At 63.7% G+C, this 24,526-nt stretch carries 21 protein-coding genes; 2 read left to right on the forward strand and 19 right to left on the reverse strand.

Annotated features, from left to right (window positions below; translation table 11 throughout):
* Nucleotides 1-102 precede the first annotated feature (102 nt).
* The 16 genes from J4E53_RS21525 to J4E53_RS21600 all read right to left on the reverse strand — a co-directional run bounded on the left by J4E53_RS21525 (nucleotide 103) and on the right by J4E53_RS21600 (nucleotide 18,435).
* Nucleotides 103-384, reverse strand: coding sequence for a hypothetical protein (locus tag J4E53_RS21525; RefSeq protein ID WP_060743166.1), 282 nt, complete (start codon nucleotides 382-384; stop codon nucleotides 103-105).
* A gap of 96 nt (nucleotides 385-480) precedes the next feature.
* Nucleotides 481-2,592, reverse strand: coding sequence for a PAS domain-containing sensor histidine kinase (locus J4E53_RS21530; protein ID WP_103309138.1), 2,112 nt, complete (start codon nucleotides 2,590-2,592; stop codon nucleotides 481-483).
* A 276-nt stretch (nucleotides 2,593-2,868) separates the two neighbouring features.
* A complete protein-coding gene (locus J4E53_RS21535) occupies nucleotides 2,869-5,967 on the reverse strand; it encodes an error-prone DNA polymerase (protein ID WP_207268186.1) in 3,099 nt (1,032 codons plus the stop codon).
* Nucleotides 5,943-7,364, reverse strand: coding sequence for a DNA polymerase Y family protein (locus tag J4E53_RS21540; RefSeq protein ID WP_103309141.1), 1,422 nt, complete (start codon nucleotides 7,362-7,364; stop codon nucleotides 5,943-5,945). The genes J4E53_RS21535 and J4E53_RS21540 overlap by 25 nt, the downstream gene beginning before the upstream one ends.
* A 7-nt stretch (nucleotides 7,365-7,371) precedes the next feature.
* The gene (gene imuA / locus J4E53_RS21545) at nucleotides 7,372-8,004 is read right to left on the reverse strand and encodes a translesion DNA synthesis-associated protein ImuA (protein WP_103309143.1); all 633 of its coding nucleotides are present in this window, start codon (nucleotides 8,002-8,004) and stop codon (nucleotides 7,372-7,374) included.
* Complete coding sequence (lexA, locus tag J4E53_RS21550) at nucleotides 8,004-8,621, reverse strand: transcriptional repressor LexA (RefSeq protein ID WP_060741504.1); 618 nt, start codon at nucleotides 8,619-8,621, stop codon at nucleotides 8,004-8,006. Before lexA ends, imuA begins: the two co-directional genes overlap by 1 nt.
* A gap of 214 nt (nucleotides 8,622-8,835) precedes the next feature.
* Complete coding sequence (locus J4E53_RS21555) at nucleotides 8,836-9,123, reverse strand: DUF971 domain-containing protein (protein WP_103309144.1); 288 nt, start codon at nucleotides 9,121-9,123, stop codon at nucleotides 8,836-8,838.
* Nucleotides 9,120-10,082, reverse strand: a complete 963-nt coding sequence (locus J4E53_RS21560; RefSeq protein ID WP_103309146.1) for a HEAT repeat domain-containing protein — start codon at nucleotides 10,080-10,082, stop codon at nucleotides 9,120-9,122. The genes J4E53_RS21555 and J4E53_RS21560 overlap by 4 nt, the downstream gene beginning before the upstream one ends.
* Complete coding sequence (locus J4E53_RS21565; protein ID WP_103309147.1) at nucleotides 10,079-10,927, reverse strand: ABC transporter ATP-binding protein; 849 nt, start codon at nucleotides 10,925-10,927, stop codon at nucleotides 10,079-10,081. The genes J4E53_RS21560 and J4E53_RS21565 overlap by 4 nt, the downstream gene beginning before the upstream one ends.
* Nucleotides 10,927-11,709 carry an ABC transporter permease gene (locus J4E53_RS21570; protein ID WP_060741500.1) on the reverse strand — a complete coding sequence of 261 codons (783 nt, stop codon included), beginning with the start codon at nucleotides 11,707-11,709 and terminating at the stop codon, nucleotides 10,927-10,929. Before J4E53_RS21570 ends, J4E53_RS21565 begins: the two co-directional genes overlap by 1 nt.
* Before the next feature lie 128 nt (nucleotides 11,710-11,837).
* Entirely contained in the window at nucleotides 11,838-13,244 is a 1,407-nt protein-coding gene (locus tag J4E53_RS21575; RefSeq protein WP_103309149.1) for an ABC transporter substrate-binding protein, read from the reverse strand.
* A gap of 235 nt (nucleotides 13,245-13,479) precedes the next feature.
* The gene (locus J4E53_RS21580) at nucleotides 13,480-13,725 is read right to left on the reverse strand and encodes a ferredoxin family protein (RefSeq protein ID WP_003180418.1); all 246 of its coding nucleotides are present in this window, start codon (nucleotides 13,723-13,725) and stop codon (nucleotides 13,480-13,482) included.
* 24 nt (nucleotides 13,726-13,749) lie between these two features.
* Nucleotides 13,750-15,480 (reverse strand): fumarate reductase/succinate dehydrogenase flavoprotein subunit, encoded by a 1,731-nt coding sequence (locus tag J4E53_RS21585; protein WP_060741498.1) that lies wholly within the window; start codon nucleotides 15,478-15,480, stop codon nucleotides 13,750-13,752.
* Nucleotides 15,473-16,231: a GntR family transcriptional regulator gene (locus tag J4E53_RS21590; RefSeq protein WP_103309151.1), complete on the reverse strand. Its 759-nt coding sequence runs from the start codon at nucleotides 16,229-16,231 to the stop codon at nucleotides 15,473-15,475. Before J4E53_RS21590 ends, J4E53_RS21585 begins: the two co-directional genes overlap by 8 nt.
* Nucleotides 16,232-16,336: 105 nt before the next feature.
* Entirely contained in the window at nucleotides 16,337-17,308 is a 972-nt protein-coding gene (locus tag J4E53_RS21595) for a Gfo/Idh/MocA family protein (RefSeq protein ID WP_103309153.1), read from the reverse strand.
* Between the two features lie 89 nt (nucleotides 17,309-17,397).
* Nucleotides 17,398-18,435: an AraC family transcriptional regulator gene (locus tag J4E53_RS21600; protein WP_103309155.1), complete on the reverse strand. Its 1,038-nt coding sequence runs from the start codon at nucleotides 18,433-18,435 to the stop codon at nucleotides 17,398-17,400.
* 206 nt (nucleotides 18,436-18,641) lie between these two features.
* Between J4E53_RS21600 and J4E53_RS21605 the strand changes: the two genes are divergently transcribed.
* A complete protein-coding gene (locus J4E53_RS21605; RefSeq protein WP_060741494.1) occupies nucleotides 18,642-19,586 on the forward strand; it encodes a transporter in 945 nt (314 codons plus the stop codon).
* 183 nt (nucleotides 19,587-19,769) lie between these two features.
* Here the strand turns inward: J4E53_RS21605 and J4E53_RS21610 are convergent, their stop codons facing one another.
* The 3 genes from J4E53_RS21610 to J4E53_RS21620 form a co-directional block, all read right to left on the reverse strand.
* Nucleotides 19,770-21,068 (reverse strand): D-arabinono-1,4-lactone oxidase, encoded by a 1,299-nt coding sequence (locus tag J4E53_RS21610; protein ID WP_177431716.1) that lies wholly within the window; start codon nucleotides 21,066-21,068, stop codon nucleotides 19,770-19,772.
* A 115-nt stretch (nucleotides 21,069-21,183) separates the two neighbouring features.
* A complete protein-coding gene (locus tag J4E53_RS21615; RefSeq protein WP_103309159.1) occupies nucleotides 21,184-21,555 on the reverse strand; it encodes a cytochrome c5 family protein in 372 nt (123 codons plus the stop codon).
* A 283-nt stretch (nucleotides 21,556-21,838) separates the two neighbouring features.
* A complete protein-coding gene (locus J4E53_RS21620) occupies nucleotides 21,839-22,723 on the reverse strand; it encodes a LysR family transcriptional regulator (RefSeq protein WP_053123328.1) in 885 nt (294 codons plus the stop codon).
* A 130-nt stretch (nucleotides 22,724-22,853) separates the two neighbouring features.
* On the opposite strand from J4E53_RS21620, the gene J4E53_RS21625 reads away from it, so the two are divergent.
* On the forward strand, nucleotides 22,854-24,497 hold the full coding sequence (locus tag J4E53_RS21625; protein ID WP_103309161.1) for a GMC family oxidoreductase: 1,644 nt from the start codon (nucleotides 22,854-22,856) through the stop codon (nucleotides 24,495-24,497).
* The last annotated feature ends 29 nt before the right edge of the window (nucleotides 24,498-24,526 follow it).

Consider the following 24,526-nt stretch of genomic DNA (forward strand, 5'->3'; position numbering starts at 1 on the left):
GCTCCCACAGGGATTGTGGATGCTCATGAGTTCTGCATTCACTACAGGACCATTGTGGGTGTTCATGCGTTTTGCATTCACCACCATGATGCGGTGGTGTGTCTAGCCCCCATCGGTGTCGATGTCAGCATCCGTATCGTCACCGGATTTCGGACGGTCCGGGTCAGGCTTGAAGCCGGGGCTGAAGGTGTTGTCGTTGTCCTGATGATGCTGCTTCTGGTCGACCTCAGTGGCGGCGCTGTCAGCCTGGTCCGCTCCGGCAGGACTGACGGGCTCGGCACTCGAAGGCTTGCCCGGGACCTGGGGATCGATGGCCGGATCGTTACGCGGGGATGGCGTCTGCCCCTGGCCTTGTTGCTGAGTGTTTGCGGGATCGTCGTTCATGGGCACCTCGTTCATGACAGGGCCGGATGGATGACCGGTCTTGAACATTCGAAGGTGACGCGACGGCTTCGGTTCCATTTGTTTAAGACGCCGCGATCAACCGCCCAGCACGCTCCTCACCATCCGGGCCAGTGCGTCCGGACCGTAGGGCTTGCTCAACAAATGGGTATCGGGGCTCAATTGATGGTTGCGGGAGATGATGTCCCGGGTGTGCCCCGAGGTGAACAGCACGGGGACCGGCGGTGTCTGCACCTTGGCCCAGGCGGCCAGGTCGGAACTCTTGATCAGGCCGGGCATGACTACGTCAGTGAAGATCAGGTCCACCGGGGTGCCATCCAGCAGCAGCTTCATCGCCTCATCGCCGTTGGCGGCCGTGAGGGTCTTGTAGCCGGACTGTTCCAGCAGTTCCACCGACGCGCTGCGCACCTGGGCGTTGTCCTCCACCACCAGGATCGTCTCTTGCCGGCCGGAATGAAGCGCATCATGTTGCTCGATTTCCCCTGCTTCGGGCGCGAGGCTTCGAGGGAAATACATCCGCACCCGCGTGCCTTCGCCCAGGTCACTGGCGATCTCGATATGGCCGCCACTCTGCTTGACGAACCCGAACACCATGCTCAATCCAAGCCCGGTGCCCTGGCCATCGGTCTTGGTGGTGAAAAACGGTTCGAACACCTGCTTCAGGACGTCGGGCGGCATGCCGGCACCGCAATCGATCACCGACAGCCGGACATAGTCGCCGGCCGCAATCCCCTTGCCGGCGCAAAACGCCTCATCGAGCACGATGTTCTCGCCGATCAGATGGATGGTGCCCTCGCCCCGCATGGCATCACGCGCATTGATCGCCAGGTTCAACAGGGCATTTTCCAGCTGATTGCGATCGACATGGATGCGCCAGGGTTCCTGGGGCAGGCTCACTTCAATCAGGATGGTTTCGCCCAAGGCCCGTTGCAGCAGTTCACCCATGCCCTCGTAGATGCGCCGAGGGTTGTAGACCGCCGGTGACAATGGCTGGCGCCGGGCAAAAGCCAGCAGTTGCGATGACAACTTGGCGCCCCGCTCCACGGCTTCGATGGAGGCACTGACCCGCCGTTGCACATTGGCGTTGTCCCGTTCGTGGCGGGCCAGCAAGTGCAGGTTGCCGGCGATCACTTGCAGCAAGTTGTTGAAGTCATGGGCCACGCCACCGGTGAGGCCGCCAATGGCCTCGAGCTTCTGCGACTGGCGCAACTGCTCTTCCGCTGCCAGCCGCGCCTGCACCTCGTTGGCGACACGCTGCTCCAGGTCGCGGGTGAATTTGAGCAGCGAAGCTTCGGCCGTCTTGCGCTCGTCGATATCAATCAGCACTCCCGGAAACCGCAGGGGCCGGCCTGTCCTGTCGAACTCGCAGCGACCGCTGGCCAGTACCCACCGGTAGTCACCGCCCAGGCGGCGGACCCGATACTCGGCGCTGTAGGGCGTGCCTGTGCGCACGGTCAGTTCGACCCGCTGGTTGACCTCTTCAAGGTCGTCCGGGTGGATGCCCTCGCGGGCAATCTCGATGGGCAGTGCGTCCAGCGGACAGTCGGGTGGGTAGTTGAAGGTGCGGGCAAAACGCTCATCGCCCGACAGCGTGTCGGCCTGGATGTCCCAGACGAACGACCCCAGCAAGGGCCCGGCCGAGAGCGCCAGCTGGATGCGTTCATTGACCGCGCGGTAACTGCGTTCGGCCTCTTGCCGGGCGCGCTCGGTCAATACGTGCTCCGTGGTTTCCACCACAATCGCCAGCACGCCCCCCGGGGACTGGTCATCATCGGGCACCGGGCTGTAGTAGAGGTCCATCCACACGTCTTCAGGCTTGCCATCGCGCAGCAGGACCAGCTCTTTGCTGCGGTAGGACAAGGTGCCGCCGGCCAGACAGACGTCCAGCACATGGCGATTGAATTCGGCAACCTCCGGCCACCCCAACTCCACCGCGCACCCCAGCAAGTAGGGATGCCGGCCGCCGGCGAACTCGGCATAGGCATCGTTGTAAATCATGAAGCCCTGGCGGCCCCACAACATCACCATCGGCAGGGGCGAAGCCAGCAACAATTGGACAGCGCTGCGCAAGCTGGCGGACCAGTGCTCGATGGCGCCCAACTCGGTTCGGCTCCAATCGAACGCCTGGATACGCCCGGCCATCTCACCACCCCACCCAGGGCAGCCGTGATTCTGGGATAGAAACTCCATGGTCGACTCTGAACCTCAAAATGCCTGCAGGGAATCAACAGACACAAATCCCTTGCGATCAGAGCTTCGAGCGCCAGGTTGGCGTTTGGTTTCATGGTGATCGGTTTGCGCACAATCCTGTGGCGAGGGAGCTTGCTCCCGCTCGGCGGCGCAGCCGTCGTAAACCGGCTGACGCGGTGTGCCTGATGGATTGCGTAAACCATTTTTTTGGGGGGCTGCTACGCAGCCCAGCGGGAGCAAGCTCCCTCGCCACAAAAACGGCGGTGTTGCTGGGGCTCAGTGGAAATCGCGGCTCTGCACTTGGATACCCGCCAGCAATTCAGTCAGGTCGCTCAAGCGCCCGGCGATCAAGTGGCGGACCTCGCCGACGCTTTCCCAGCGGCCGTCGACCCTGAGCAATTGCGAGCCCACCAGGGTCTTGCGTTGACGCTCGGCCAGGTCGCGCCAGACCACCACGTTGAGGTTGCCGAACTCATCTTCCAGGGTGACGAAGGTCACGCCGCTGGCCGTGCCCGGGCGTTGGCGGCCGGTGACCAGCCCGGCGACGCTGACATTGCGGCCATGCTCCACGTCCTGCAATTCCCGGGAGCTGCGGCAGCGCCGGGCGCGCAGTTCGGGACGCAGCAGGGCCAGCGGATGAGGGCCCAGTGTCGTGCCCAGCGTGGCGTAATCGGCAAACAGGTTTTCCCCCAGTGTGGGTTCGGGCAGCGCCACGGGCGGTTCTTCCTGGCTGGGCAAACTGGCGAACAAACCCAGTTGCTTCTGCACTCCGGCCACTTCCCAGCGGGCCCGATGGCGATCCCCGGCCAAGCCCTGCAAGGCCCCCGCGTCGGCCAGTTGCGCCAGGGCCCGGGCATCGAGTTGCGCGCGCTCGCCCAGGTCGGCCACATCGCTGAAAGGCCGATGCCGACGCGCCGCTTCGATACGCTGGGCATCCTCTTCGCGAAAGCCCTTGACCAGGCGCAACCCCAGGCGGATCGCCGGTTGCCGGCCGTCCATGGGCTCGAGGCTGCAATCCCAATCGCTGGCGCGCGCGTCCACCGGATGGATCGACAGTTGATGCCGGCGGGCATCCTGGAGGATCTGGTCCGGGCTGTAGAAGCCCATCGGCCAGCTGTTGATCAGGGCACAGGCGAATGCCGCCGGTTCGTGGCATTTGAGCCAACTGCTGGCGTAGGTCAGCAAGGCGAAACTGGCGGCGTGGGACTCGGGGAAACCGTAATTGCCGAAGCCTTTGATCTGTTCGAAGATTTGCGCGGCGAATTCAGCGGTGTAGCCGTTTTTCTTCATCCCCTGCGCCAGGCGTTCCCGATGGGGCTCCAACCCGCCGTGACGTTTCCAGGCAGCCATGGAACGCCGCAACTGGTCGGCTTCTCCCGGGGTGTAATCGGCCGCGACGATGGCGATCTGCATGACCTGCTCCTGGAACAAGGGCACACCCAGGGTGCGGTTGAGCACTCCTTTCAACGCGTCAGAGGGATAAGTCACCACCTCTTCGTTGTTTCTGCGCCGCAGGTACGGATGCACCATCCCACCCTGGATCGGCCCGGGCCGCACGATCGCCACTTCGATGACCAAGTCGTAGAACGTCTTGGGTCTCAGCCGAGGCAACATCGACATCTGCGCCCGGGACTCGATCTGGAAGACACCGATGGTGTCGGCGCGACTGATCATTTCGTAGGTAGCCCGATCGTTCTGGGGCAGCGACGCCAGGGCATAACGCTGCCCCCGGTACTGCTCGATCAAGTCGAAACAGCGGCGGATCGCGCTGAGCATGCCCAAGGCCAGGATGTCCACCTTGAGCAGCCCGACCGCGTCCAGGTCGTCCTTGTCCCACTGGATGATGGTGCGCTCGGCCATGGCGGCGTTTTCCACCGGCACCAAGGTGTCCAGGGGCTGTTCGGAAATCACGAAACCGCCGGGGTGCTGGGATAAGTGCCGGGGAAAGCCGATCAATTGCCGGGTCAGGCTCAGGACCCGACGCAACACCGGGCTGTCCGGATCGAAGCCGCCTTCACGCAAACGCTCAACCGGCGGCGCCTCGTCGCTCCAGCGCCCACAGCAATCGGCCAGGGCATTGACCTGATCCGGCGGCAAGCCCAAGGCCTTGGCCACATCGCGTACCGCCCCGGCGCCGTGGTAACTGCTGACCACTGCCGTCAAGGCCGCACGATGCCGACCGTAGCGCTGGAACACGTATTGCAGCACTTCCTCGCGACGGTCGTGTTCGAAGTCGACGTCGATGTCCGGCGGCTCGTTGCGCTCCCGGGACAGGAAGCGTTCGAACAACAGGCTGGTGAGGCTGGGGTCGATTTCGGTGATGCCCAAGGCGTAGCACACCGCCGAGTTGGCCGCCGAACCGCGCCCCTGGCAAAGGATATGGCGGCTGCGGGCAAAACTGACGATGTCCTGCACGGTGAGGAAATAGCTGTCATAGCCCAACTCGGCGATCAGGCTCAGTTCCTTGTCGATCTGCGCCCGCACCTTGTCTGTCACGCCGTCCTTCCACCGCTCGCGCATGCCGCGCTCGGTCAGTTCCCGCAGCCAGGACGCCGGATCATGCCCCTCGGGCACCAGCTCGCGGGGGTATTGATAGCGCAACTGGCCGAGGTCGAAGGTGCAGCGTCGGGCGATGTTCAGGGTTTCATCGAGCAAGGCCTGCGGGTAGAGATCGGCCAGATCCTCGCGACTGCGCAGGTGGCGCTCGCCGTTGGGGTGCAAGCGCTGGCCGGCCTCGGCCACCGTGACGTGGTGACGGATGGCGGTCATGGTGTCCTGCAAGGCGCGACGACCGCGCGCGTGCATGTGCACATCGCCGCTGGCCACGGCCGGAAGCGCCAGGCGCTCGGCCAGCGCCAACGAGTCTGCCAACCGACGGCGGTCGTCCTGTGCGCAATGCAACTGGACCGTCAGCCACAGGCTCCCGGCAAAGATCGGCTGGAGCCAACGCCCATGTTCCTCGGCGTCTTTGCCCTCGGCTATCCACAACGCCAGCAGTCCCGGCAAGGGTTGGTCGAAATCCTCTCGCACGATGCGGTAGTGGCCCTTCTCGCTGCGACGCCGGGCGCGGGTGATCAACCGGCACAAGGTTTGATAACCGTCCAGGTTTTCCACCAGCAACACCAGTTTCGGACCGTTCTCGACCTGGATCTCGCTGCCGACGATCAGTGGTAGCGCCAACTCTTTGGCCGCCTGCCAGGCCCGGACGATCCCGGCCAGGGTGCATTCGTCCGTGATCGCCAGGGCCTGGTAGCCCTGCTGCTTGGCGCGACGGCACAACTCCAGGGCACTGGAGGCGCCGCGCTGGAAGCTGAAGTTCGACAGGCAATGCAGCTCGGCATACTCAACGCTCATGCGAACCAGCCCTGCAGCCACAGCGGCCCGCCCTCGCCCACCGGTCGATAGGCCCAGCCACGTTGTCCGCTGCGGGTTTCGATCAGGTAATAGTCACGGCGCACATCCGCGCCGTCCCACCAACCGGTCTCGATGCGCTCGGGGCCCATGAGGATGTGCGCCTGACCTTGCGCCAATGCCTGGGGCTCCTCCAGCAGCCAGCCGGGACGCTGCACGCCGTCGCGCACCGGACAAGTCTGGGATCGGGGTTGGGACGTCATCTGCCAGGCGCACTCAGGCCGATGGTCGTCGCGAAACCCCAGGCCCTGCACGGCGTCATCCCCCAGCCGGGCGCGCAGGCGTTCGCGCAGTTGCTCCCAGGGCAATGATTGTTGGGGGCGTTCGTCGAACAGCTCCAGGCGCTGGGGCACGAAACTCGGCAGGTCTTCGGCACACAAGCGAAAGCCCCGCACCGGAGCCTCGACCTGCACCTGCTCCAAGCGACCGCGGGCCAGTTCGAAGAGCATCGCCGGGGCCCGTTCGGCACTGAGCAGGCCGACCTTGATCACGGTATCCGGCAACCCGGCGTGCTCCAGGTGCAAGTCGAAGCGCTGCACGCCGCTGTCGCGTCCGCAGAGGAAGGCCGACAGGTCACCGGTCAGGCGGCGCAACGGGAACAACAGCGCCTGATGGGATTGCACGTCATAGTTGAGCTCGATGCGCACATCGAAACGGTCCGGTGGCAGGTAGAACGACAGCGCCAGGGTGCGATGGCCCGTCAACGCGTCGAGGTGCTTGAGCACCTGGGCCTCGAAGCGCCGTGCCAGGGTCTGCCGGGGCAAGGCCTGGACCTGGCTCAGGCGCCGCAGGCCCATGCGCGACAGCGCCGTGGCGACGTCGGGTTCCAGGCCGATTCGCTCCACGGGCATGTGTCCCAGGTACTGTTGCAAGGTCTCGGCATCGGGCACCACCAAGGCGTCATAGGCATTGGCCAACACCCGTGCCGCCACTGGGTTCGGAGCGGCGACGATGCGATGACGAAAGCCCAGCTCGGTCAGCTCGGCTCGCAAGCGCGTCTCGAACACCGGCCAGGGTCCGAACAGGCCCAGGCTCGACTCGATCTCGAACAGCAGCGTACGCGGATAATGCACGCTGACCTGGGCGCTGAAACGGTAGGCCCAGGCTGCCAGGAACTGCTGCCAATGTTCGATCTGCGCCGCGTCGTATTCCGCGGTGGCAAAGCCTTTGCTCAAGGCCTGGGCGGCGGTCATGGTCTGGCCGGGCCGCAAGCCCAGGGCCCGTGCCGGCGCGTTCACCGCTTGCAGCACCCGACGCTGGGCCGGGCCGGTCAGCAATGCCAGGGGCTGGTCGGGATCGGGGCGCTGACGCAGCGCGGCGTCCAGCGCCAATTGCGGGAAGAGAATACAGACCCAGCGCATCGCAACCTCAATGCCCGGTTTGTGGGGCGAGCGTGGCAAAGGCAATCGGCGCCGACCGGGCCAGCCCGCCCCGGCACTTGAGCACGCGCAACTGCGCAGGCCGGGTATCGATGGCAATGCGCAGCGCCGCCGGCGACGGGTTGATGGCTTCCTGGATCGAGCGCCAGGCGAACGCCAGGGCCTGGCCGGTTTCCGCCGCCACTTGCAAGCGCCGCAAGGCCCGGTCGTCCGCCTGGCGGGGCCAACACAGCACCGCGCCACAACTGCCCGAACGCAGGCATTGTTCGGTGGCCCACAGGGCATCGCGTTCATCGGCGCGGATCACCGACAACTGGCGCAGGTCGATGCCGGCGTTCTGCCAGGCCTGGGGATAAGGCACGAACGGCGGCGCCACCAGCACGATCCGTTCCCCCGCTGCCGACAGCCGCGCCAGGGTCGGCCACACCAATTGCAACTCACCCACGCCCGGCGCGGCGATGAGCAGTTCCGTCAAGGCCGCCTCCGGCCAGCCGCCACTGGGCAACGCCGTATCCAGTGCTGCATGGCCAGTGGGTTGCGCACTGACGGCCGGCGGCGCAGGCCGGCCCTTCCAGACCTGGCCGCCGTTGAACAGCGTGTCCAGCGCAACGACAGCGCCCATCAACCTTGCCTCACCAAGCCACAGAACACCCCCTCTATCGCCAGGTCCTGGTCGGCCTCGACGATGATCGGCTGGTAGGCCGGGTTGCGCGGCAGCAACCGCACCCGCTCGCCAATGCGCTCGAAGCGCTTGATGGTGACTTCACCGTCCAGGCGCGCCACGACGATCTGGCCGTTGGAGGCCTGGGGTGTGCGCTGCACGCCCACCAGGTCACCGTCGAGAATGCCGTCCTCGATCATCGAATCACCCTGGACCCGCAGCAGGTAATCCGGCGCCTTGGTGAAAATCGCCGGGTCCAGCATCAGGCGGCTGTGAACCTCGGCGTCGGCGCCGATCGGCACGCCAGCCGCCACCCGCCCCAGCACCGGCACGTCCAGCAGTTCAGGCCGTGGCGGCTGGTTCAACAGCCGGATGCCCCGGGCCTGGTGCGGATTGACTTCGATGAAGCCGGCCTCGGTCAACGCCAGCACATGCTTGCGCGCCACGCTACGGGAGGCGAAACCGAACGCCTCGCTGATTTCAGCGAGGCTGGGAGGCTGACCCTGATCGGCGATGCGTTCGCGGATGAACGTCAGGATGGCGGTGCGGCGGGGGGTGAGAGTCGTCATGGAGTACATTTGTACTCTTTCGGGATTTTTCTGACAAGCGCCGCCAGTCAGTTCACAGCTTGCCTGTACAAGTCAGTGTGGCGAGGGAGCTTGCTCCCGCTCGGCTGCGCAGCAGCCGTGACACCTACCTCCTATTTACACAATGCACTGTGTTGAATGATTTGGGGCTGCTGCGCAGCCCAGCGGGAGCAAGCTCCCTCGCCACAGGTTTCATCACTTTTCCTCAAGTGTGTCGGTGCTCAAGCCCCGCCAGGTAGGCCCACGGGTAAATCCCCCGCTCATGTCCATCACTGAAGACCAGTTGCACCCCGTAGCCCTGTGGGTTGACTGCCACCACCCGGATCCGCGGATCGACCTGGACGGTCAGCCCTTGCAGGCGCAGCGCCCGGCACCGCGAGCATGGGCAGTGCTGGCGCAGGGTGGCATGGTCCAGGCGTTGCTCGCGGCCGTCGGGCCAGTCCAGGCGCAATTGACCTTTGCCTTGGGAGTTGCCCAGCGCCAGCGGGCTCATTGCAGTTGCCCCAAGGCAATGCGTACGGCTTTGCGCACTTCGGGGTCGCCATCGTCCTGGGCCGCCTGCAACGCCGGGATTGCGCCTGGTTCGTTCAACTCTCCCAAGGCCAGGGCCGCTTCCTTGCGCAAGTTGCTGATGCGATGGCCCAGGGTTTCGATCAAGGCCGCCAACGCCGGGGCGTAACGCAAGCGACCGAGGCTGCGAGTGGCCCGCAAGCGCACTTGCCAATAATCGTCATCCAAGGCTTCGACCAGGGCCGGACCGGCATCGGCGTGACCGACCTTGCCCAAGGTAGTGGCGGCCTCTTCGCGCACCGCCCAGGCCGGATCCCGGAGGGCCTGGCGCAGCGCCGGCAAGACTTGCGCGTCCGAAGCCAGGCCAAGGGCGCCAGTGGCCGCGCGGCGCACCTCCGTATCCGGATCATCACTGGCCAACCGGGCCAGGGCCGGCAAGGCGTCGAGGTGTTTGAGCCAGCCCAGCACGCCAACCGCCTCGCGGCGCACGCTGGCATCGCCGTCAGCCAGGGCAACGCTTGCCGCCGGTGCTGCCTCAAGCAGACGCAACTCGCGCAAGGCCCTGAACGCCGCGACGCGCACACCGGCCTCGGCATGTGCCGTCCAGGGCAGGATCACCCTTCCCGCCGCCTCGCTCTTGAGCAGGCTCAGGCTCTGGGCGGCAGCGGCCTGCACACTTGGCGACGAATCGGTCAGGGCCTCGCACAAGGCCGTCACCACCGGCGCATCCTCCCAGGCTTCAAGCAATCGCGCGGCTTCGGCTCGCACGTCGGCACTGGGATCTTCAGCCAGACGGTCCACCAGCCACAGCAGGCCTTCAGGCTCCTCAAGGTCGGCCAGTTCGATCAGGGCGATGCGACGCACGCCCGGATCCTCGTCAGTCAGGCGTGGTTGCAGGGCAAGGATGTCGTCGTTGTCGGTGTTTTCGAATAGAGAGGTCATAGGGCAAATCGCGGCAAGGAGGTTTCAGGGGGAAGCCCGAGGGGATTGAGGCGCGGCAACTGCCGGCCATCCTCATGGCGCAGCAGGTCGAGGCAGTGGCGCTTCAAGCGGGAGAATTCAGGGCGGGTGACCAGTTCGGTCGTGCGTGGCCGTGGGAAGTCCAGGCGCAGGTCTTCGATGATCCGCCCCGGACGCGGGCTCATCACCAGCAAGCGATCGGCCAGGAACAGCGCCTCGTCGATGTCGTGGGTGACGAACACCACGGTGGTGCGAATGCGGGTCCAGATGTCCAGCAGCAGCTCCTGCATATTCAACCGGGTCAGGGCATCGAGCGCGCCGAAGGGTTCGTCCATCAGCAGCAGCCGTGGACGGTTGACCAGCACCCGGGCGATTTCCACCCGTTGCTGCATGCCCCCAGAAAGTTGATCCGGCCAGTGCCCGGCAAACCCTTCCAGGCCCACCAGCGCAAGGATCTCATCGGCGGCCCGGTGCCGTTCGGCCTTGCTCAGGCCACGCATCTTCAGGCCGAAGGCGACGTTGTCGCGCACGCTGCGCCAGGGAAACAGCGTGTGTTGCTGGAACACCATGCCGCGTTGGGGCGACGGGCCGGAAACGTTCAAGCCGTCGACATTCAAGCTGCCGGAGCGCGGTTGCAGATGCCCGGCCAAGGCCCCGAGCAAGGTGGACTTGCCGCAGCCGGACGGCCCGAGGACACAGACGAACTGGCCCGCCTCGATCTGGCAATCGAGCCCCTGGACCGCTTCGAAGGCCTGGGCTCCCTCGCCAAGGACAATGGACAACTGACGGATATCGATCCGTCCTTCGGGTGTTTGCATCATGCTCATCAGGCTTTTCCTCGTGGCCGATGCCAAGGCGTGAACAGCCCGCCCAGGCGTTTGATCAACAGGCTGCTGCCCATGCCCAACACACCGATCAGCAACATGCCGACGACGATGTCGGCGTAGTTCTGCACGGTGTAGGAGGCCCAGGTGTAGTAGCCGATGCCGTACTGGCCGGCGATCATTTCCGCCGTCACCAGGCAGAACCAGGACGTGCCCATGCCGATGGCCAGGCCGGTGATGATGCTCGGCGCGGCGCCCGGCAGAATCACCTCCAACAGGATCGCCCCGCGTCCGGCCCCGAGGCTTTTCGCCGAGGCGATCAAACGCCGGTCCACGCCTTCGACGCCGTGTACGGTGTTGAGCAGGATCGGGAACAGCGCGCCGGTGAAGGTGATGAACACCATCGACAGTTCCGACGAAGGGAACATCAGGATCGCCAGGGGAATCCAGGCCACCGCCGGGATCGGCCGCAGCACTTCCAATGGCGGCAGTAACAGGTCTTCGGCCCATTTCGAACGGCCGATGGCCAGGCCCAGCGCCACGCCGATCAACAGCGCCGCGCCATAACCGGCAAAGACCCGGCCCAGGCTGCTGCCCAGGTGCCGGCCGAGGTTGCCCGACTCTCCCAGGCCCAGCGCCGCCTGGATCACTGCCAGTGGCGTCGGGACGTTGGCGAAGGTCACCAGGCCGAGGTTCCAGTGGCCGGTTGCAGCGAGTTGCCAGAACAACAGGCAGAGCAGCAGTGAAGCGGCTCGCAGGAGCCAGCGCTTGGATAATGGGGACACGAATTGATCCTCTGATGTGTACCCCTGTGGGAGCGAGCTTGCTCGCGATAGCGTCAGATCAGTTGAATGGATGTGACTGACACGCCGCTATCGCGAGCAAGCTCGCTCCCACAGGTCATTGGCCGAAATCAGCGGGCGGCAACGGCCTGGGTGGTGGCCTCGCTGAAGTCGAAGACTTTTCCGCCCTGGGCCGTGGCAAATTGCTGGGCCTGGCCCTTGAGCAGGAACGCACTGAGCTGGCCCTTGGCATCACTGGCGAACCACGCCTGTTCGGCCAGCAGCTTGATTCCGCTGTCGCTGGCCTGGGCATAGACGGCGCGGATGCCCTTGCCTTCCTGCTTGAGGCTCGCCAGCGCGGCGAAGGCCGATTGGGCCGAGGCGTAATGGCGCACTTTCGGCTCGCCGCGTACCCAGATCTCGGCCACGTGGCGGGCGTCGGCGATTGCCTGGCCGGTCGACGCATCGCTGCTGCCCAGCGGGGTCTGGGCGTAGTTAGCCAGTTGCGCGGTGTAGTCCAGGTTCGACGCCTTGAAGGCGGCGCGGATGTACTGGTCATCGATGAAGGTATTGAGGTCCAGGCCGCGATCAGCCTTTTTCAGCAGCTTGAGGGTGTCGATGGCGGTGCCGACGGCCTGGCGGTATTCCGGTTTCCAGGTCAGGTCGCGGGTCTGCACCCCCAGCGGCCCGTGAAACAGGTAATTGACCTCGGCATCCACCCCGGTGACCTTGGCGATCAGCTCGCTGTACTTCTCCGGCTCGGCGGCCAGCAGTTGATTGGCCTCGATGGTGGCGCGCAGGTAGGCGACGACGATTTCCGGGTACTGCTTGGCATAGGCCTGGTCCACCAGCGCGCCGTGGAACGTCGGTGTGTTGGCCTGGGCGCCGTCGTAGATCTTGCGGGCGAAGCCCCGGCTGGGGAACAGTTCGGCGAACGGCACGAAGTCGGCGTGGGCGTCGATCTTGCCGGCTTGCAGCGCCGAGCCGGCGACTTCCGGCGGCTGGGCAATGATGTTCACATCCTTGAGCGGATCCCAGCCCTGGGCGGCGACGGCGCGCAACAACATGCCGTGGGCGGTGGAGGCGAACGGCACGGAAATGGTCTTGCCCTTGAGCTCGGCCAGGGACTGCACGCCCGACGCACTGGGCACCACGATGCCGTTGCCGCTGCCCTGGGTGCTGCCCGACAGCACGCTGATGAACAGGCTGTGTTTGCCGGCGGTTTCGAACGCCACGCCGTTGAACGCGCCAGGGAAATCGGCCATGGCGCCGAAGTCGAGTTTGCCGGCGACCATCTCGTTGGTCAGCGGCGCGCCGCTGGTGAAGTTCTTCCACTGGATATCGTATCGGGCGTCCTTGTAGGCGCCGTCATGGGGCAGGTATTTATCCAGCAGGCCCAGCTCCCGGATCAACAACCCGCCGGCGGCGCAGTTGATGGTGGTGTCCTGGGTGCCGATGGCGATACGGATGGTTTCTGCCTGGGCAGGCAGGGTCAATGAAGCCAGTACCAGACCGGCGAGTGCTGCACGCAATAGCATGGGTGTGTCCCCTCGAATCATTTATTGGATGTCGTCTCCGCCACGATCAGGGCGCGGTGGGAAACGAGGGGTGTTCTGAATGTGGCGTCCGGGGGTGGCCGGATGGCTTTTGTGGTGTTTGGGTGGGCCTCATCGCGAGCAAGCTCGCTCCCACAGGTTTATCGGTGTACATAAGATCTGCGACCGGCTTCGACCCACTGTGGGAGCGAGCTTGCTCGCGATGACGTCTTGTCAGTCAGCGCAACAGATACGGAATCTCCACTTTCACCGCCCCCGTCGGGCAGTCCTTTTCACAGGGCATGCAGTACCAGCATTCGTCGAACGCCATGTAGGCCTTCTGGGTCGCCGGGTTGATCGCCAGCAGGTCCATGGGGCAGACATCGACGCAAACCGTGCAACCCTTGTGAGCGATGCATTTGTCCTCGTCCACGGTGACGGGGGCATTGGAGCGGAAAAAGATTTCCTGGGGTTGATAGGCCATGGGCGTTCTCTCTGGGTGGACGGTTCACGCCGCGTCGGCACCGACCCGCAACCGGTCGTAGGCCTGCAGTTCGTCGGCATCGAGGGCGATGACGTAGGGTTCGACGGCTTTCTTGAATGAAGTCATCGCGCCGTCATCGCCCTTCTTCAAATGGCAATGGCAGAACCAGTCGCTGTCGTTGCGTTGTGGATGATCGACCCGATAGTGGTACAGGCCCCAACGGCTTTCGGCGCGAAACAGCGAGGCACGGGCGGCCATTTCGGCGCAGTCGCGGATCACGCTGACTTCCATGGCGCGCATCAGCTCATGAGGGTTATGGGCCTTGAGCTGGTCCAGGTCGCGCTGGATATCGCTGAAGCGTTGCAGGCCGATCTGCATTTTCTTGGTGACTTTCGGCGGTTGCAGGTAATCGTTGACGAAGCGACGCAGCTTGTACTCCACCTGGGCCGGCGGCAGGCCGTGCTCGCGGTCCAGCGGTGCGTAGACACGTGCCCTCTCCCGCTCGATCTGCCCGGCATCCAGCGCCGAGAAATCCTTGCCGGCGACGAAATCCGCAGCGTTGTTGCCAGCAAACCAGCCGTAGGTGAACGCACCGAGCATGTAGTTGTGCGGCACTGCCGCCATGTCGCCGGCCGAGTACAGGCCCTTGACCGAGGTCTCGGCCCGCTCGTTGACCCACACGCCCGACGCCGAATGGCCGCTGCAAAAACCGATCTCGGAGATGTGCATTTCCACCATCTGCGTGCGGTAGTCGGTGCCGCGGTTGGCATGGAACTGACCGCGACTCGGCCGTTCGTTGCTGTGCAGGATCTCTTCGATGTTCTGGATGGTCTCCTCGGCCAGATGATCTAGCTTGAGGAACACCGGGCCATTGCCACCTTCGAGTTCCTGATGGAACTCCCACATCATCTGCCCGCTCCAGTAGTCGCACTCGATGAAGCGCTCGCCCTTGTTGTTGGCGGTGTAGCCGCCCAGGGGACCGGTGACGTAAGCGCACGCCGGGCCGTTGTAGTCCTTGATCAACGGGTTGATCTGGAAGCACTCCAGGTTCGCCAGTTCGGCACCGGCGTGATAGGCCATGGCATAACCGTCGCCGGCATTGGTCGGGTTTTCATACGTGCCCATCAGGTAGCCGGAGGCCGGCAAGCCCAGGCGCCCCGCCGCGCCGCAGCAGAGAATCACGGCCTTGGCCTTGATCACATGAAAGTCGGCGGTGCGGCAATCGAAGCCCATCACGCCGTTCACCGCGCCCGCTTCGTCGGTCAGCAACCGCGTGCAGACCAGCCGATTGGTGATGCTCACTCGCGCCCGTTTCAGTTGGCGATAAAGCACCTTCTTGATGTCGTGCCCTTCCGGCATCGGCAGCACATAAGCGCCCATGTGATGGACCTTTTTCACCGCGTAGTCGCCGGTTTCATCCTTCTCGAACTTCACGCCCCAGCGGTCCAGTTGCTCGATGGTTTCGAAGCTGTGGGTGGCATAGGCGTACACCGCCGCCTGGTTGACGATGCCGTCGTTGGCGATGGTGATTTCCTTGGTGTACTGCTCGGGCGTGGAATGGCCGGGGATGATGGCGTTGTTCAAGCCGTCCATGCCCATGCTGATGGCACCGCTGCGCTTGACGTTGGCCTTGTCCACCAGCAACACGCGCAAGTCACGGTTGCGTTCCTTGGCCTTGATCGCCGCCATGGGCCCGGCCGTGCCACCGCCGATGACGACAATGTCGTATTCCTGTTCCAGGGTGCTTCTAGTCATGGAGCTGCGTCCCTTTTTGCCGGTCGATCCGCAAGCGGTACTGGAAGGCATCGCCACGGTAATAGAGGTGTTCGAAGTCCAGGGGCTGACCGCTGGCGTCATGGGTCAGGCGCTCGATGCGCATGATGGGCGAGCCTGGTTCGACCTCCAGCGCCTGGGTCAGGTCGCTGTCGGCCAGCACCGCATCGATGGCCAGGTCGGCATGGCCCAAGGTCAAGGCGCAGTCGTTTTCCAGGATCAGAAAAATGTCGCGAGTGACCAGGTCGGCCTTTTCCAGCCGTTCACCCAGGGCCTTGGGCAGGTAGGTGATCTCCAGGGAAACCGGCTCGCGGTTGATCAAACGCACCCGTTTGATCTGCGCCACCGTGTCCCCTTCCATCAACTTCAGGCGCTCGGCCACCTGTTTGTCGGCCGCGATGAATTTGAAACTGAGCAAGCGGTTGATCACCTCGAAACCGCGCCCGGTCATGGACTCGGCCAGGCCCTGGAGAGTGCTGACGTTCTGGAAGGTCTTGGGCTTGGCCACGAACGTGCCTTTGCCGTGGATCTTGAAAATCAGGCCTTCCTTTTGCAGATCGCCCAAGGCCTGGCGCACGGTGATGCGGCTGACGCGAAACAACACGCCGAGCTCGCTTTCCGAGGGCATCTGCCCGCCCTGGGGGTATTCACCGTCGAGAATCCGCGCACGCAGCACGTCTCGCAGTTGCGTGTGCAGCGGTACGCTGTTGAGGGAAAGAACGTTGTCGGACATGGCCCTTATCACTTGTCATAACGAGTTATGACGTGATCTTAGGGAAACCGTCCGACGCTTGGGAAATACTCTTTGAGCATTAGGTTATGCCCGCGCGGGCTCGTCTCAACGGCGCTGGAGAATGCGGTCCATCACCCAGTCGGTCTTCAAGGCCTCTTCGGCCACGGCGGGATGCTTCGACTCACCACGGATATGGGCATTCATGCCGAGTACATGGTGCCACTGGATATGCTCAGGATGATGAGGGATGTCGAGGCTGACGGAGGTGTCCGTACACAGTTGCAGCGGCGCCTCATCGAACACCGAGAAGCTGATCCGCCCTTGACTGCCAATCACTTCCACACGGTCCTCACGTCGGTCAGCGACGAAGTTCCAACAGCCCATGCCTGTGGCCCCGCAGGCAAAACGCCAATTGGCCACGACCGCATCTTCTGCCTGATACAAACCGTTCTGGCGAGCGGCGAAGCCTGTCACCTCGACGATGTCCCCCAACAGGAACTGGAACAGGTCAAGGCCATGGCAGGCCAGGTCCGTGAAATAACCTCCGCCCGCAATCGCCGGATCAGTACGCCAATTGGTCGCACCGCTGATATCCGCCGATGACGCGGGCTTAGTCAGGGTCCAGGTCAAATGCCGGATGTCACCGATGCATCCTTGCTCGATCCATTGCCGCACTTTGCGAAAACGCGGCAGCGAGCGCCGGTAGTACGACACAAACAGCTGCACCCCTGCGGTGTTGAATACGCGCTGCATTTCCCGGCTCTGCGCGACATTGAGGGACATGGGTTTCTCGACGCAGCAATGTTTGCCTGCGGCAGCCACCAGCAGGCTATAGCTCAAATGACTGTCGGGCGGCGTCGCAATGTAAACCGCATCGACTTCGGGATCATCGATCAGGGACTGCGCGTCGGTGTAGAACCTGGCGATGCCGTGGCGTCCAGCATAATCGGACACGGCCTCCAGACGTCGCCCCATCACCGCTACCAGCGCTGAACCGGGCGCCTTGTAGAAAGCCGGCCCACTCTTGCGTTCCGTCACGCTGCCACACCCGATCATGCCCCAGCGTACCGTTTTCATCGTTTGACTCATGGAATCAAGGCCCAGGCTGCGCAATGAGCCCCTCAAAAAAGGCAGGAGTTTAATCAGACCCAGCCTGAATGTCGTGGCTACAACGTTTGCCCCTCGTTGCGAAACGCGCTCGGGCTCATGCCGGTCCAGCGCCGGAACGCCCGGCGGAAACTGCGCACATCGCTGTAACCGACTTCTTCGGTGATGCGCTCGATGGACAGCTCGGGGTTGGCCAGCAGGTTCAGGGTGCGGCCGCGGCGCACTTGTTCGAGCAAGGTCTCGAAGGTCAGGTTGTGTTCGGTCAGGCGCCGACGCAGGGTGCGGCTGCTCATGTTGAGATCGCCGGCGATTTTCTCGATGTGGCTGCCACGGGTCAGGTCCCGGGCAATGGCCCGTTCCACGGTCTGGATCAGGTCGATCTTCTGGTGGACCTCGCAGGCCTCCTGCTCCAGCAAGGCCAATGCCTGGCGCAGGGCCAGCGGGTGATGATTGGGCAGGCGCATATCCAGCCAGCGCACATCGATCAACATGCGATTGTGCCGGCAACCGAAGCGCACCTCCGGTCCCAATATCCGCTGATACTCCTGGGCATAGGACGGAGCGGCGTGCATGAACTCCACGGCCAGGGGCTTGAAATCGGGACTGGCCAGCGCCCGGCCATAGACCATCAGGCTGGCGAAGAACTCTTCCACGGCAAACACCTGGATCTCGGCGAAAGGCAGGCGGCAAGTGGCCTCGACCCTGATTCGGTCAGTGGCTTCTTCGACGCGGGTCACTGCGATGCCGCCGGTGGTGTGCTGGTAACGAACCCCCAGGGCGAAGGCATCGCGCAGGGTTTCGCACAACGACAAGACGTGGCCCAGCAGGCCGAGGGTGCCAAGCACGTTGCGATCACCCACCCACAGCCCCAGGCCCTGGTCGGGCAACAGCTTGAGCGAACGTTGAATCATGATCACGGCCTGGCGGTAGGAAATGCGCTGGGCCGGATCTTGCAGGTCATCGAGGTCGAACCCCAGGCCGCGACACAGGCTGGCGGCATCGAAGCCCTTGTCCGCCACCACCTCGGCCAGGGTTTGCAGCAGAAATGGCGATACCAGCGCCAATTCATAGGTGGGATCGATGACTTTCATCTGCATGGGGCGGATTCCGGAGCACGTTAGGTGGCGTTTTTGTAACCGGTTATTTCATAAAGTTAGCATGAGCCGCTGGATAGAGGGGCATAAAAATCTGGCCGCCCAAGTCCCCTGTATGGCCGCCAATACCCTGCCCTGTCGGCGGCGAAGGGCTTATTTGTATGACTCGGACCTCCGGTGCATTTCCAACAATAATAATGAGCCCCTTCATGAACCCGACCCGCACGACATTCGCCTTGCAACTGACCCTCGGCCTGGCCTGCGGCGGTGCCCTGCCCGCCCTGGCGACCGAATCGGGGGTGGACAACATCGGCCCTGGCACCGACGGCTTTTTTGTGTTGCCGCTGGAGGTCGACAGCCTTCCGGACCACATGGTCGCGTTCAACCTCTACTACAACCATTACAAGGCCCGGAAATTCAACATCAGTTCATTGGGCGGCGAACTGCCGGATGTCGAAATCGAATCCACGGCAGTGGTCCCGCGCATCGATTACCTGAGCCCGTTGCGGGTGGCCGGTGGGCGCGCGGGGATCTACATCGCCCAACCCTGGATCAAGCAGGAAGTTTCGGTGTTCGGCCTGCACGACACCCGCGAGGGCATGGGCGACACGACCATTTCGCCCATCGTGCTCTGGGACATGGGCAAAAACCTGACCCTGGCCGCGGCGGTGGAAATCACCGTACCGACCGGCGAATACAGCACCGATCGACTGGCCAACACCAGCAACAATTTCTACACCTACAAGCCACTGTTTTCCTTCACCTGGTTGCCCACGGAAGACACCGAGGTGTCGATGAAAAGCACCTACAGCTTCAACCGCAAGAACAAGGACACCGACTACCGTTCGGGGCAGATTTTCCACTTCGATTACTCCGTCAGCTACCGCGTGACCGACAACTTGAGGCTGGGGCTCAACGGCTACTACCTCAAGCAGACCACTGACGACAAACAGTATGGCCGCACCGTGCAATTCGCCGGGCAAGACGTGGACGATGGCGTACGCGGCCAGGTCTTTGCCATTGGCCCGGCACTGCACCTGACCTTCCTCAAATACGCCAGCGCCGAGATCCGCTGGGCCAAGGAGTTCGACGTGGAGAATCGCCCGGAAGGGGAAATGCTCTGGGCCAAGATCAGTATCCCGTTTGCGTTTTGACCGAGTCGCTGCTTCGCGAGCAGGCTCGCTCCCACAGCAGATGTGCAGGGGAATACAGATCCTTATGAACACCCCAAAACAATTGTGGGAGCGAGCTTGCTCGCGATAGCAATGGATCAGTTTGCATGAATGTCGACTGATGCACCGCCATCGCGAGCCAGCTCGCTCCCACAGGTGCTTGCTTCAGCTCAAGCCCAGAAGCGATGAAAGATGCCCATTGAGGAACTTGCCGCCAGGGTCCAGTGCCTGGCGCACCTGGGTGAATTCAGTCCAGCGCGGGTACAGCGCCTGAAGGGCCTTGGCGTTCAGAGAGTGCAATTTCCCCCAGTGCGGACGGCCCTGGTACTTCCAGAAAATCGGCTCGATGGCGGCGAAGAAATTATGATGGTCCATCTGGTAGTGCTGGTGCACGGAGATCGAGCAACTGTCCCGGCCTTCGAACATGCTCAAGGCAATGTCGTCGGCCTTCACGTAGCGGTATTCGATGGGAAACCAGGTGCGCAGGTCCTTGTCGCGGATCAGTGCAAGGATCTCCCGCAGGCACGCCGGGCCGTGTTCGGCCGGCACTGAGTACTCCATCTCGTTGAAGCGCACGCTACGGGCGTTGGCGTAGATGTCATGGGAATCACCGACGCGGTCATCGAAATCGGCCACCAGCCGCAGGCTGTTGAGCAACGCTCGCCGGATCGCCGGAAAATCGCTGCCGTACTTGTCGAGGTTTTCGATCAGGGAAACGAACTCGTTGCCGCCCTCCTCCTCGGGGCTGATCGGCGGCGTGGCCGGATCCGTGGTCTCGTTCAGGGTGATCGACAGCGCATAGTCGGAATGGGTAACGACTTGCATTTCCCAGTGCTGGTTGTCCCGGGTGTTGGCATCCACGTCCTCGAGCAACTCCTCGGTTTTCGCCACCCACTGGTGCTCGCGCAAGCGATAGGCGGCGCGGTTCTGCAGGCGCACGCGGGTCACCAGCCCCAGCGCGCCAAGGGACACCCGACCAGCCTTGAACACTTCGGCATGATGCTGGGCATCGCAATCGAGGACCTCGCCGCTGGCCGTCACCAGTTGCAGGCCGACGACCTGGGACGCGTAGGAGCCAAAGGCCTTGCCGGTGCCGTGGGTCGAAGTGGCGATGGCACCGGCCAGGGTCTGGTAATCCACGTCGGCCATGTTCGGCAGTGCCTGGCCGATGGCCTTGAGCGCCGGGCCCATGCGTGACATGGGCGTGCCGCCACCGAACGTGGCTTGCAGGCTGGCCTCGTCGTGATCCAGCAGGCCACTGAAAAAACTCAGCGACAACAAGGTGCCATCGGTGGGCACCAGGGCGCTGAAGGAATGACCGGAACCCACCGGACGAATCCGCCCTTCGGCGCGGCGCACCACCTGCACCAGTTCATCGAGATCCTTGGGGGCCAGGCGCGCCGCCGGCAAGCAACTCTGCGCACCGGACCAGTTGCGCCACGGGATCAACCGCGGCGCACGCATCAGCTCGGCCAGGGCGCCCTGGCTGCCCAGTGCCGTGAAGGCGGCAACAACGCCGGCCTGTTGCAGCAACCGACGCCGTGAGTAATCCATCGTCATGCCGTAGTACCCGTATTCATTATTGGAAGTGTTGACCGGACATGAAGGCGATCAAGGCCAGGAACTGCTCCTCGGAACAGTGCATGCACAGGCCCATCGGCGGCATGCCGTTGTAGCCGTTGATCGCGTGGTCCAGCAGGGTGTCGGCGCCCTGGGCAACCCGCGGGGCCCAGGCGTTCGTATCGCCGGTCAGCGGTGCCCCGGCACCGGGGTTGGCGTGGCAGAGCTTGCAGCTGCTGTCGTAGACCTGGGCCAGGGCCGCATCGCTGGGCATGGCCGTGAATACCGTGGGCGCGGGCGGCTTGGACTCTTCGCCACACGCGGCAAGCAACGCGCCGAACGACACGACGGCAGCGGTTCGAAGCAGGAAGGAAGGCGTGATTGCCGACATAAGGCCCCTCTTGGTGGCGCAACGGTTGCGCCTTTCTTGTGGTGGGTCTGGCAGTTCCCACACTAAGGCACGCCACCGCATCGGCTTGAGGTCATTGGGGGCCATAAAAGGGGGCTTGGGCGGCCAGCACTGGAGAGTCGATGACTCTGTGGCAAGGGGATTCATTTGTGGGAGCAAGGCTTGCCCGCGAAGCAGGCGACTCGGTTTCAAATAGACTGTGTGTTTCCTCATCGCGGGCAAGCCTTGCCCCCACAGAACGGCTCGCCACAAAGGCATCGCTTGCTCAGGGGAGTAATAACCCCTGCTCGCGCTCGCACAACTGCACCACGTAATCCCACAACACCCGCAGGCGTACGGACTTGTGCAGTTCGCGGCGGGTGCTGATCCAATAGCTGCGGCGAATGGTTTCGTCTGGCAGCAACGGCACCAGCGTCGGGTCACCGCTGGCCATGTAGCACGGCAACACGGCGATCCCCAGGCCCGAGCGCGCGGCCTGTTGCTGGGCGATGACGCTGGTACTGTGGAACACCACCCGGGGGTTGCGGCAAAAGCTGTTGAGGAACATCAGTTCCTGGCTGAACAAAAGGTCATCGACATAACCGATCCAGGCGTGGCGGGCCAGGTCCTCGCGGCTGCGCAACGCCGGCGAGCGGTCCAGGTAGGCCTGGCTGGCGTACAGCGCCAGGCTGTAGTCGGTGAGTTTGCGGGTCACCAGCAGGTCGGCCGCCGGGCGTTCGAGGTGGATGCTGATTTCCGCCTCACGGTTGAGGATGCTGACAAAGCGCGGCACCGCCACCAGTTCCACCTCCAGCCCCGGATAACGCTGGAACAACCCATCCATGCGACTGGCGAGGAACATGATGCCCAGCCCTTCGGTCACTCCCAGGCGGATCTTGCCCAGGGGCGCACTGGACTGGGTGATGTCCTCCTGGGCCAGCAATGCCACGTTTTCCATGGCCTCGGCGTGCTTGAGCAACGTCTCGCCCGCCGGGGTCAGTTCATAGCCCTGGGCATGCTGGACGAACAATGCGGTGCCCAGGCTTTTCTCGATGGCCTCGATATGCCGGGCCACCGTGGCGTGGGTGGTGTTCAGGCGCCGTGCAGCCGTCAACAAACGCCCGCTGCGTTGCAGTTCCAGGAAGTAGCGCAGGTCATTCCAGTCGAACATGAAGCGATCCTTGAACACGCCTGAAGGCATGACTGTTTATAAACGCACAGCCACTGCGCAAAAACTAACATTCTTTTGACGAAAACTAACAACTAGGATGGGTCCCACAACAACAAGAATGAGGTCGCGAATGCAACCTGTCGTCGATGAATACGATTACGTGATCGTGGGCGCCGGCCCTGCCGGGTGCTTGCTGGCCAATCGGCTTTCGGCCAACCCGCAACACCGGGTGCTGCTGCTCGAAGCCGGCGGGCGCGACAATTATCCGTGGATTCACATCCCGGTCGGCTATCTATTCTGCATCGGCAACCCACGCACCGACTGGTGCTTCAAGACCGAAGCACAACCGGGCCTGCAAGGGCGGGCCCTGAGCTACCCGCGCGGCAAGGTCCTGGGCGGTTGCTCCTCCATCAACGGCATGATCTACATGCGCGGCCAGGCTGCGGACTACGATGGCTGGGCCGCCGAGGGCAATCCCGGCTGGGCCTGGGAAGACGTGCTGCCGCTGTTCCGCCAGAGCGAAAACCACTTTGCCGGCGCGTCCGAATTTCACGGCGTCGGCGGCGAATGGCGGGTCGAACGCCAGCGCCTGTCATGGCCGATTCTCGATGCCTTCCGCAGTGCCGCCGAACAGAGCGGCATCCCTAACGTCGACGATTTCAACGGCGGCGACAATGAAGGCTGTGGCTACTTCCAGGTCAACCAGAAAGCCGGGGTGCGCTGGAACGCGGCCAAGGCGTTTCTCAAGCCGGTTCGCCAGCGCGCCAACCTCACGGTGTTGACCGACGTCGAGGTCGACCGCGTGTTGCTGCGTGACGACCGCGCCCACGCCGTCAGCGCGCGCTGGCAAGGCAAGGGCATGACCTTCAAGGCCCGCAAGGAAATCGTCCTGTGCGCCGGGGCCGTGGGGTCGCCGGGGATCCTGCAACGTTCCGGGATCGGCCCACGCAGCCTGCTGCAACGCCTGGGCATCGGCGTGACCCATGAACTGCCCGGTGTCGGCGGCAACTTGCAGGACCACCTGCAACTGCGGCTGATCTACCAGTTGGAAAACGCCCGCACCCTGAACCAGATCGCCGGCACCCTGTGGGGCAAGATGGGCATGGGCCTACGCTATCTGTACGACCGCAGCGGCCCGCTGTCCATGGCCCCCAGCCAACTCGGCGCGTTCGCCCGCTCGGGCCCGGAACAGACCTCGGCCAACCTCGAATACCACGTGCAGCCGCTGTCCCTGGAACGCTTCGGCGAACCGCTGCACAGCTTCCCGGCGTTCACCGCGTCGGTCTGCGACCTGCGCCCGCAAAGCCGTGGTCGGGTGGACATCCGCTCCGCCGATTTACATGAAGCGCCGCTGATCCAGCCCAACTACCTGAGCCACCCCGAGGACCTGCGGGTCGCCGCCGACGCCATCCGCCTGACCCGCCGCATCGTCGCGGCCCCGGCCCTGAGCGCGTTCAAACCGGTGGAGTACCTGCCGGGCCCCAGCCTGCAAACCGAAGAGGAACTGCACCAGGCCGCCGCCCGGATCGGCACGACGATTTTCCACCCGGTTGGCACGTGCCGCATGGGCCAGGATCGCGACGCGGTGGTGGATGCGCAACTGCGCGTCCACGGCATCAAGGGCCTGCGCATCGCCGATGCCTCGATCATGCCGCGCATCACCTCGGGCAACACCTGCTCGCCGACGCTGATGATTGCCGAGAAGGCGGCGCAGATGATGCTCAACCCCGCGACGAGGAACACCGACATCGAAAAAGCACCTGCTACGGTCTGAAGAACAACAGAACCCCCTGTGGGAGCGAG

It is taken from the genome of Pseudomonas sp. FW305-28, from assembly GCF_017351395.1.
In the GTDB taxonomy this organism is placed as follows: domain Bacteria; phylum Pseudomonadota; class Gammaproteobacteria; order Pseudomonadales; family Pseudomonadaceae; genus Aquipseudomonas; species Aquipseudomonas fluorescens_AA.

Bases quoted from the DNA above. Each gene is read 5' to 3' on its own strand.
- J4E53_RS21525 (WP_060743166.1), bottom strand. From the start codon at position 384: ATGAACGACGATCCCGCAAACACTCAGCAACAAGGCCAGGGGCAGACG.
- J4E53_RS21530 (WP_103309138.1), bottom strand. From the start codon at position 2,592: ATGGAGTTTCTATCCCAGAATCACGGCTGCCCTGGGTGGGGTGGTGAG.
- J4E53_RS21540 (WP_103309141.1), bottom strand. From the start codon at position 7,364: ATGCGCTGGGTCTGTATTCTCTTCCCGCAATTGGCGCTGGACGCCGCG.
- imuA (WP_103309143.1), bottom strand. From the start codon at position 8,004: ATGGGCGCTGTCGTTGCGCTGGACACGCTGTTCAACGGCGGCCAGGTC.
- lexA (WP_060741504.1), bottom strand. From the start codon at position 8,621: ATGTACTCCATGACGACTCTCACCCCCCGCCGCACCGCCATCCTGACG.
- J4E53_RS21555 (WP_103309144.1), bottom strand. From the start codon at position 9,123: ATGAGCCCGCTGGCGCTGGGCAACTCCCAAGGCAAAGGTCAATTGCGC.
- J4E53_RS21560 (WP_103309146.1), bottom strand. From the start codon at position 10,082: ATGACCTCTCTATTCGAAAACACCGACAACGACGACATCCTTGCCCTG.
- J4E53_RS21565 (WP_103309147.1), bottom strand. From the start codon at position 10,927: ATGAGCATGATGCAAACACCCGAAGGACGGATCGATATCCGTCAGTTG.
- J4E53_RS21575 (WP_103309149.1), bottom strand. From the start codon at position 13,244: ATGCTATTGCGTGCAGCACTCGCCGGTCTGGTACTGGCTTCATTGACC.
- J4E53_RS21580 (WP_003180418.1), bottom strand. From the start codon at position 13,725: ATGGCCTATCAACCCCAGGAAATCTTTTTCCGCTCCAATGCCCCCGTC.
- J4E53_RS21585 (WP_060741498.1), bottom strand. From the start codon at position 15,480: ATGACTAGAAGCACCCTGGAACAGGAATACGACATTGTCGTCATCGGC.
- J4E53_RS21590 (WP_103309151.1), bottom strand. From the start codon at position 16,231: ATGTCCGACAACGTTCTTTCCCTCAACAGCGTACCGCTGCACACGCAA.
- J4E53_RS21595 (WP_103309153.1), bottom strand. From the start codon at position 17,308: ATGAAAACGGTACGCTGGGGCATGATCGGGTGTGGCAGCGTGACGGAA.
- J4E53_RS21600 (WP_103309155.1), bottom strand. From the start codon at position 18,435: ATGCAGATGAAAGTCATCGATCCCACCTATGAATTGGCGCTGGTATCG.
- J4E53_RS21605 (WP_060741494.1), top strand. From the start codon at position 18,642: ATGAACCCGACCCGCACGACATTCGCCTTGCAACTGACCCTCGGCCTG.
- J4E53_RS21610 (WP_177431716.1), bottom strand. From the start codon at position 21,068: ATGCGTGCGCCGCGGTTGATCCCGTGGCGCAACTGGTCCGGTGCGCAG.
- J4E53_RS21615 (WP_103309159.1), bottom strand. From the start codon at position 21,555: ATGTCGGCAATCACGCCTTCCTTCCTGCTTCGAACCGCTGCCGTCGTG.
- J4E53_RS21620 (WP_053123328.1), bottom strand. From the start codon at position 22,723: ATGTTCGACTGGAATGACCTGCGCTACTTCCTGGAACTGCAACGCAGC.
- J4E53_RS21625 (WP_103309161.1), top strand. From the start codon at position 22,854: ATGCAACCTGTCGTCGATGAATACGATTACGTGATCGTGGGCGCCGGC.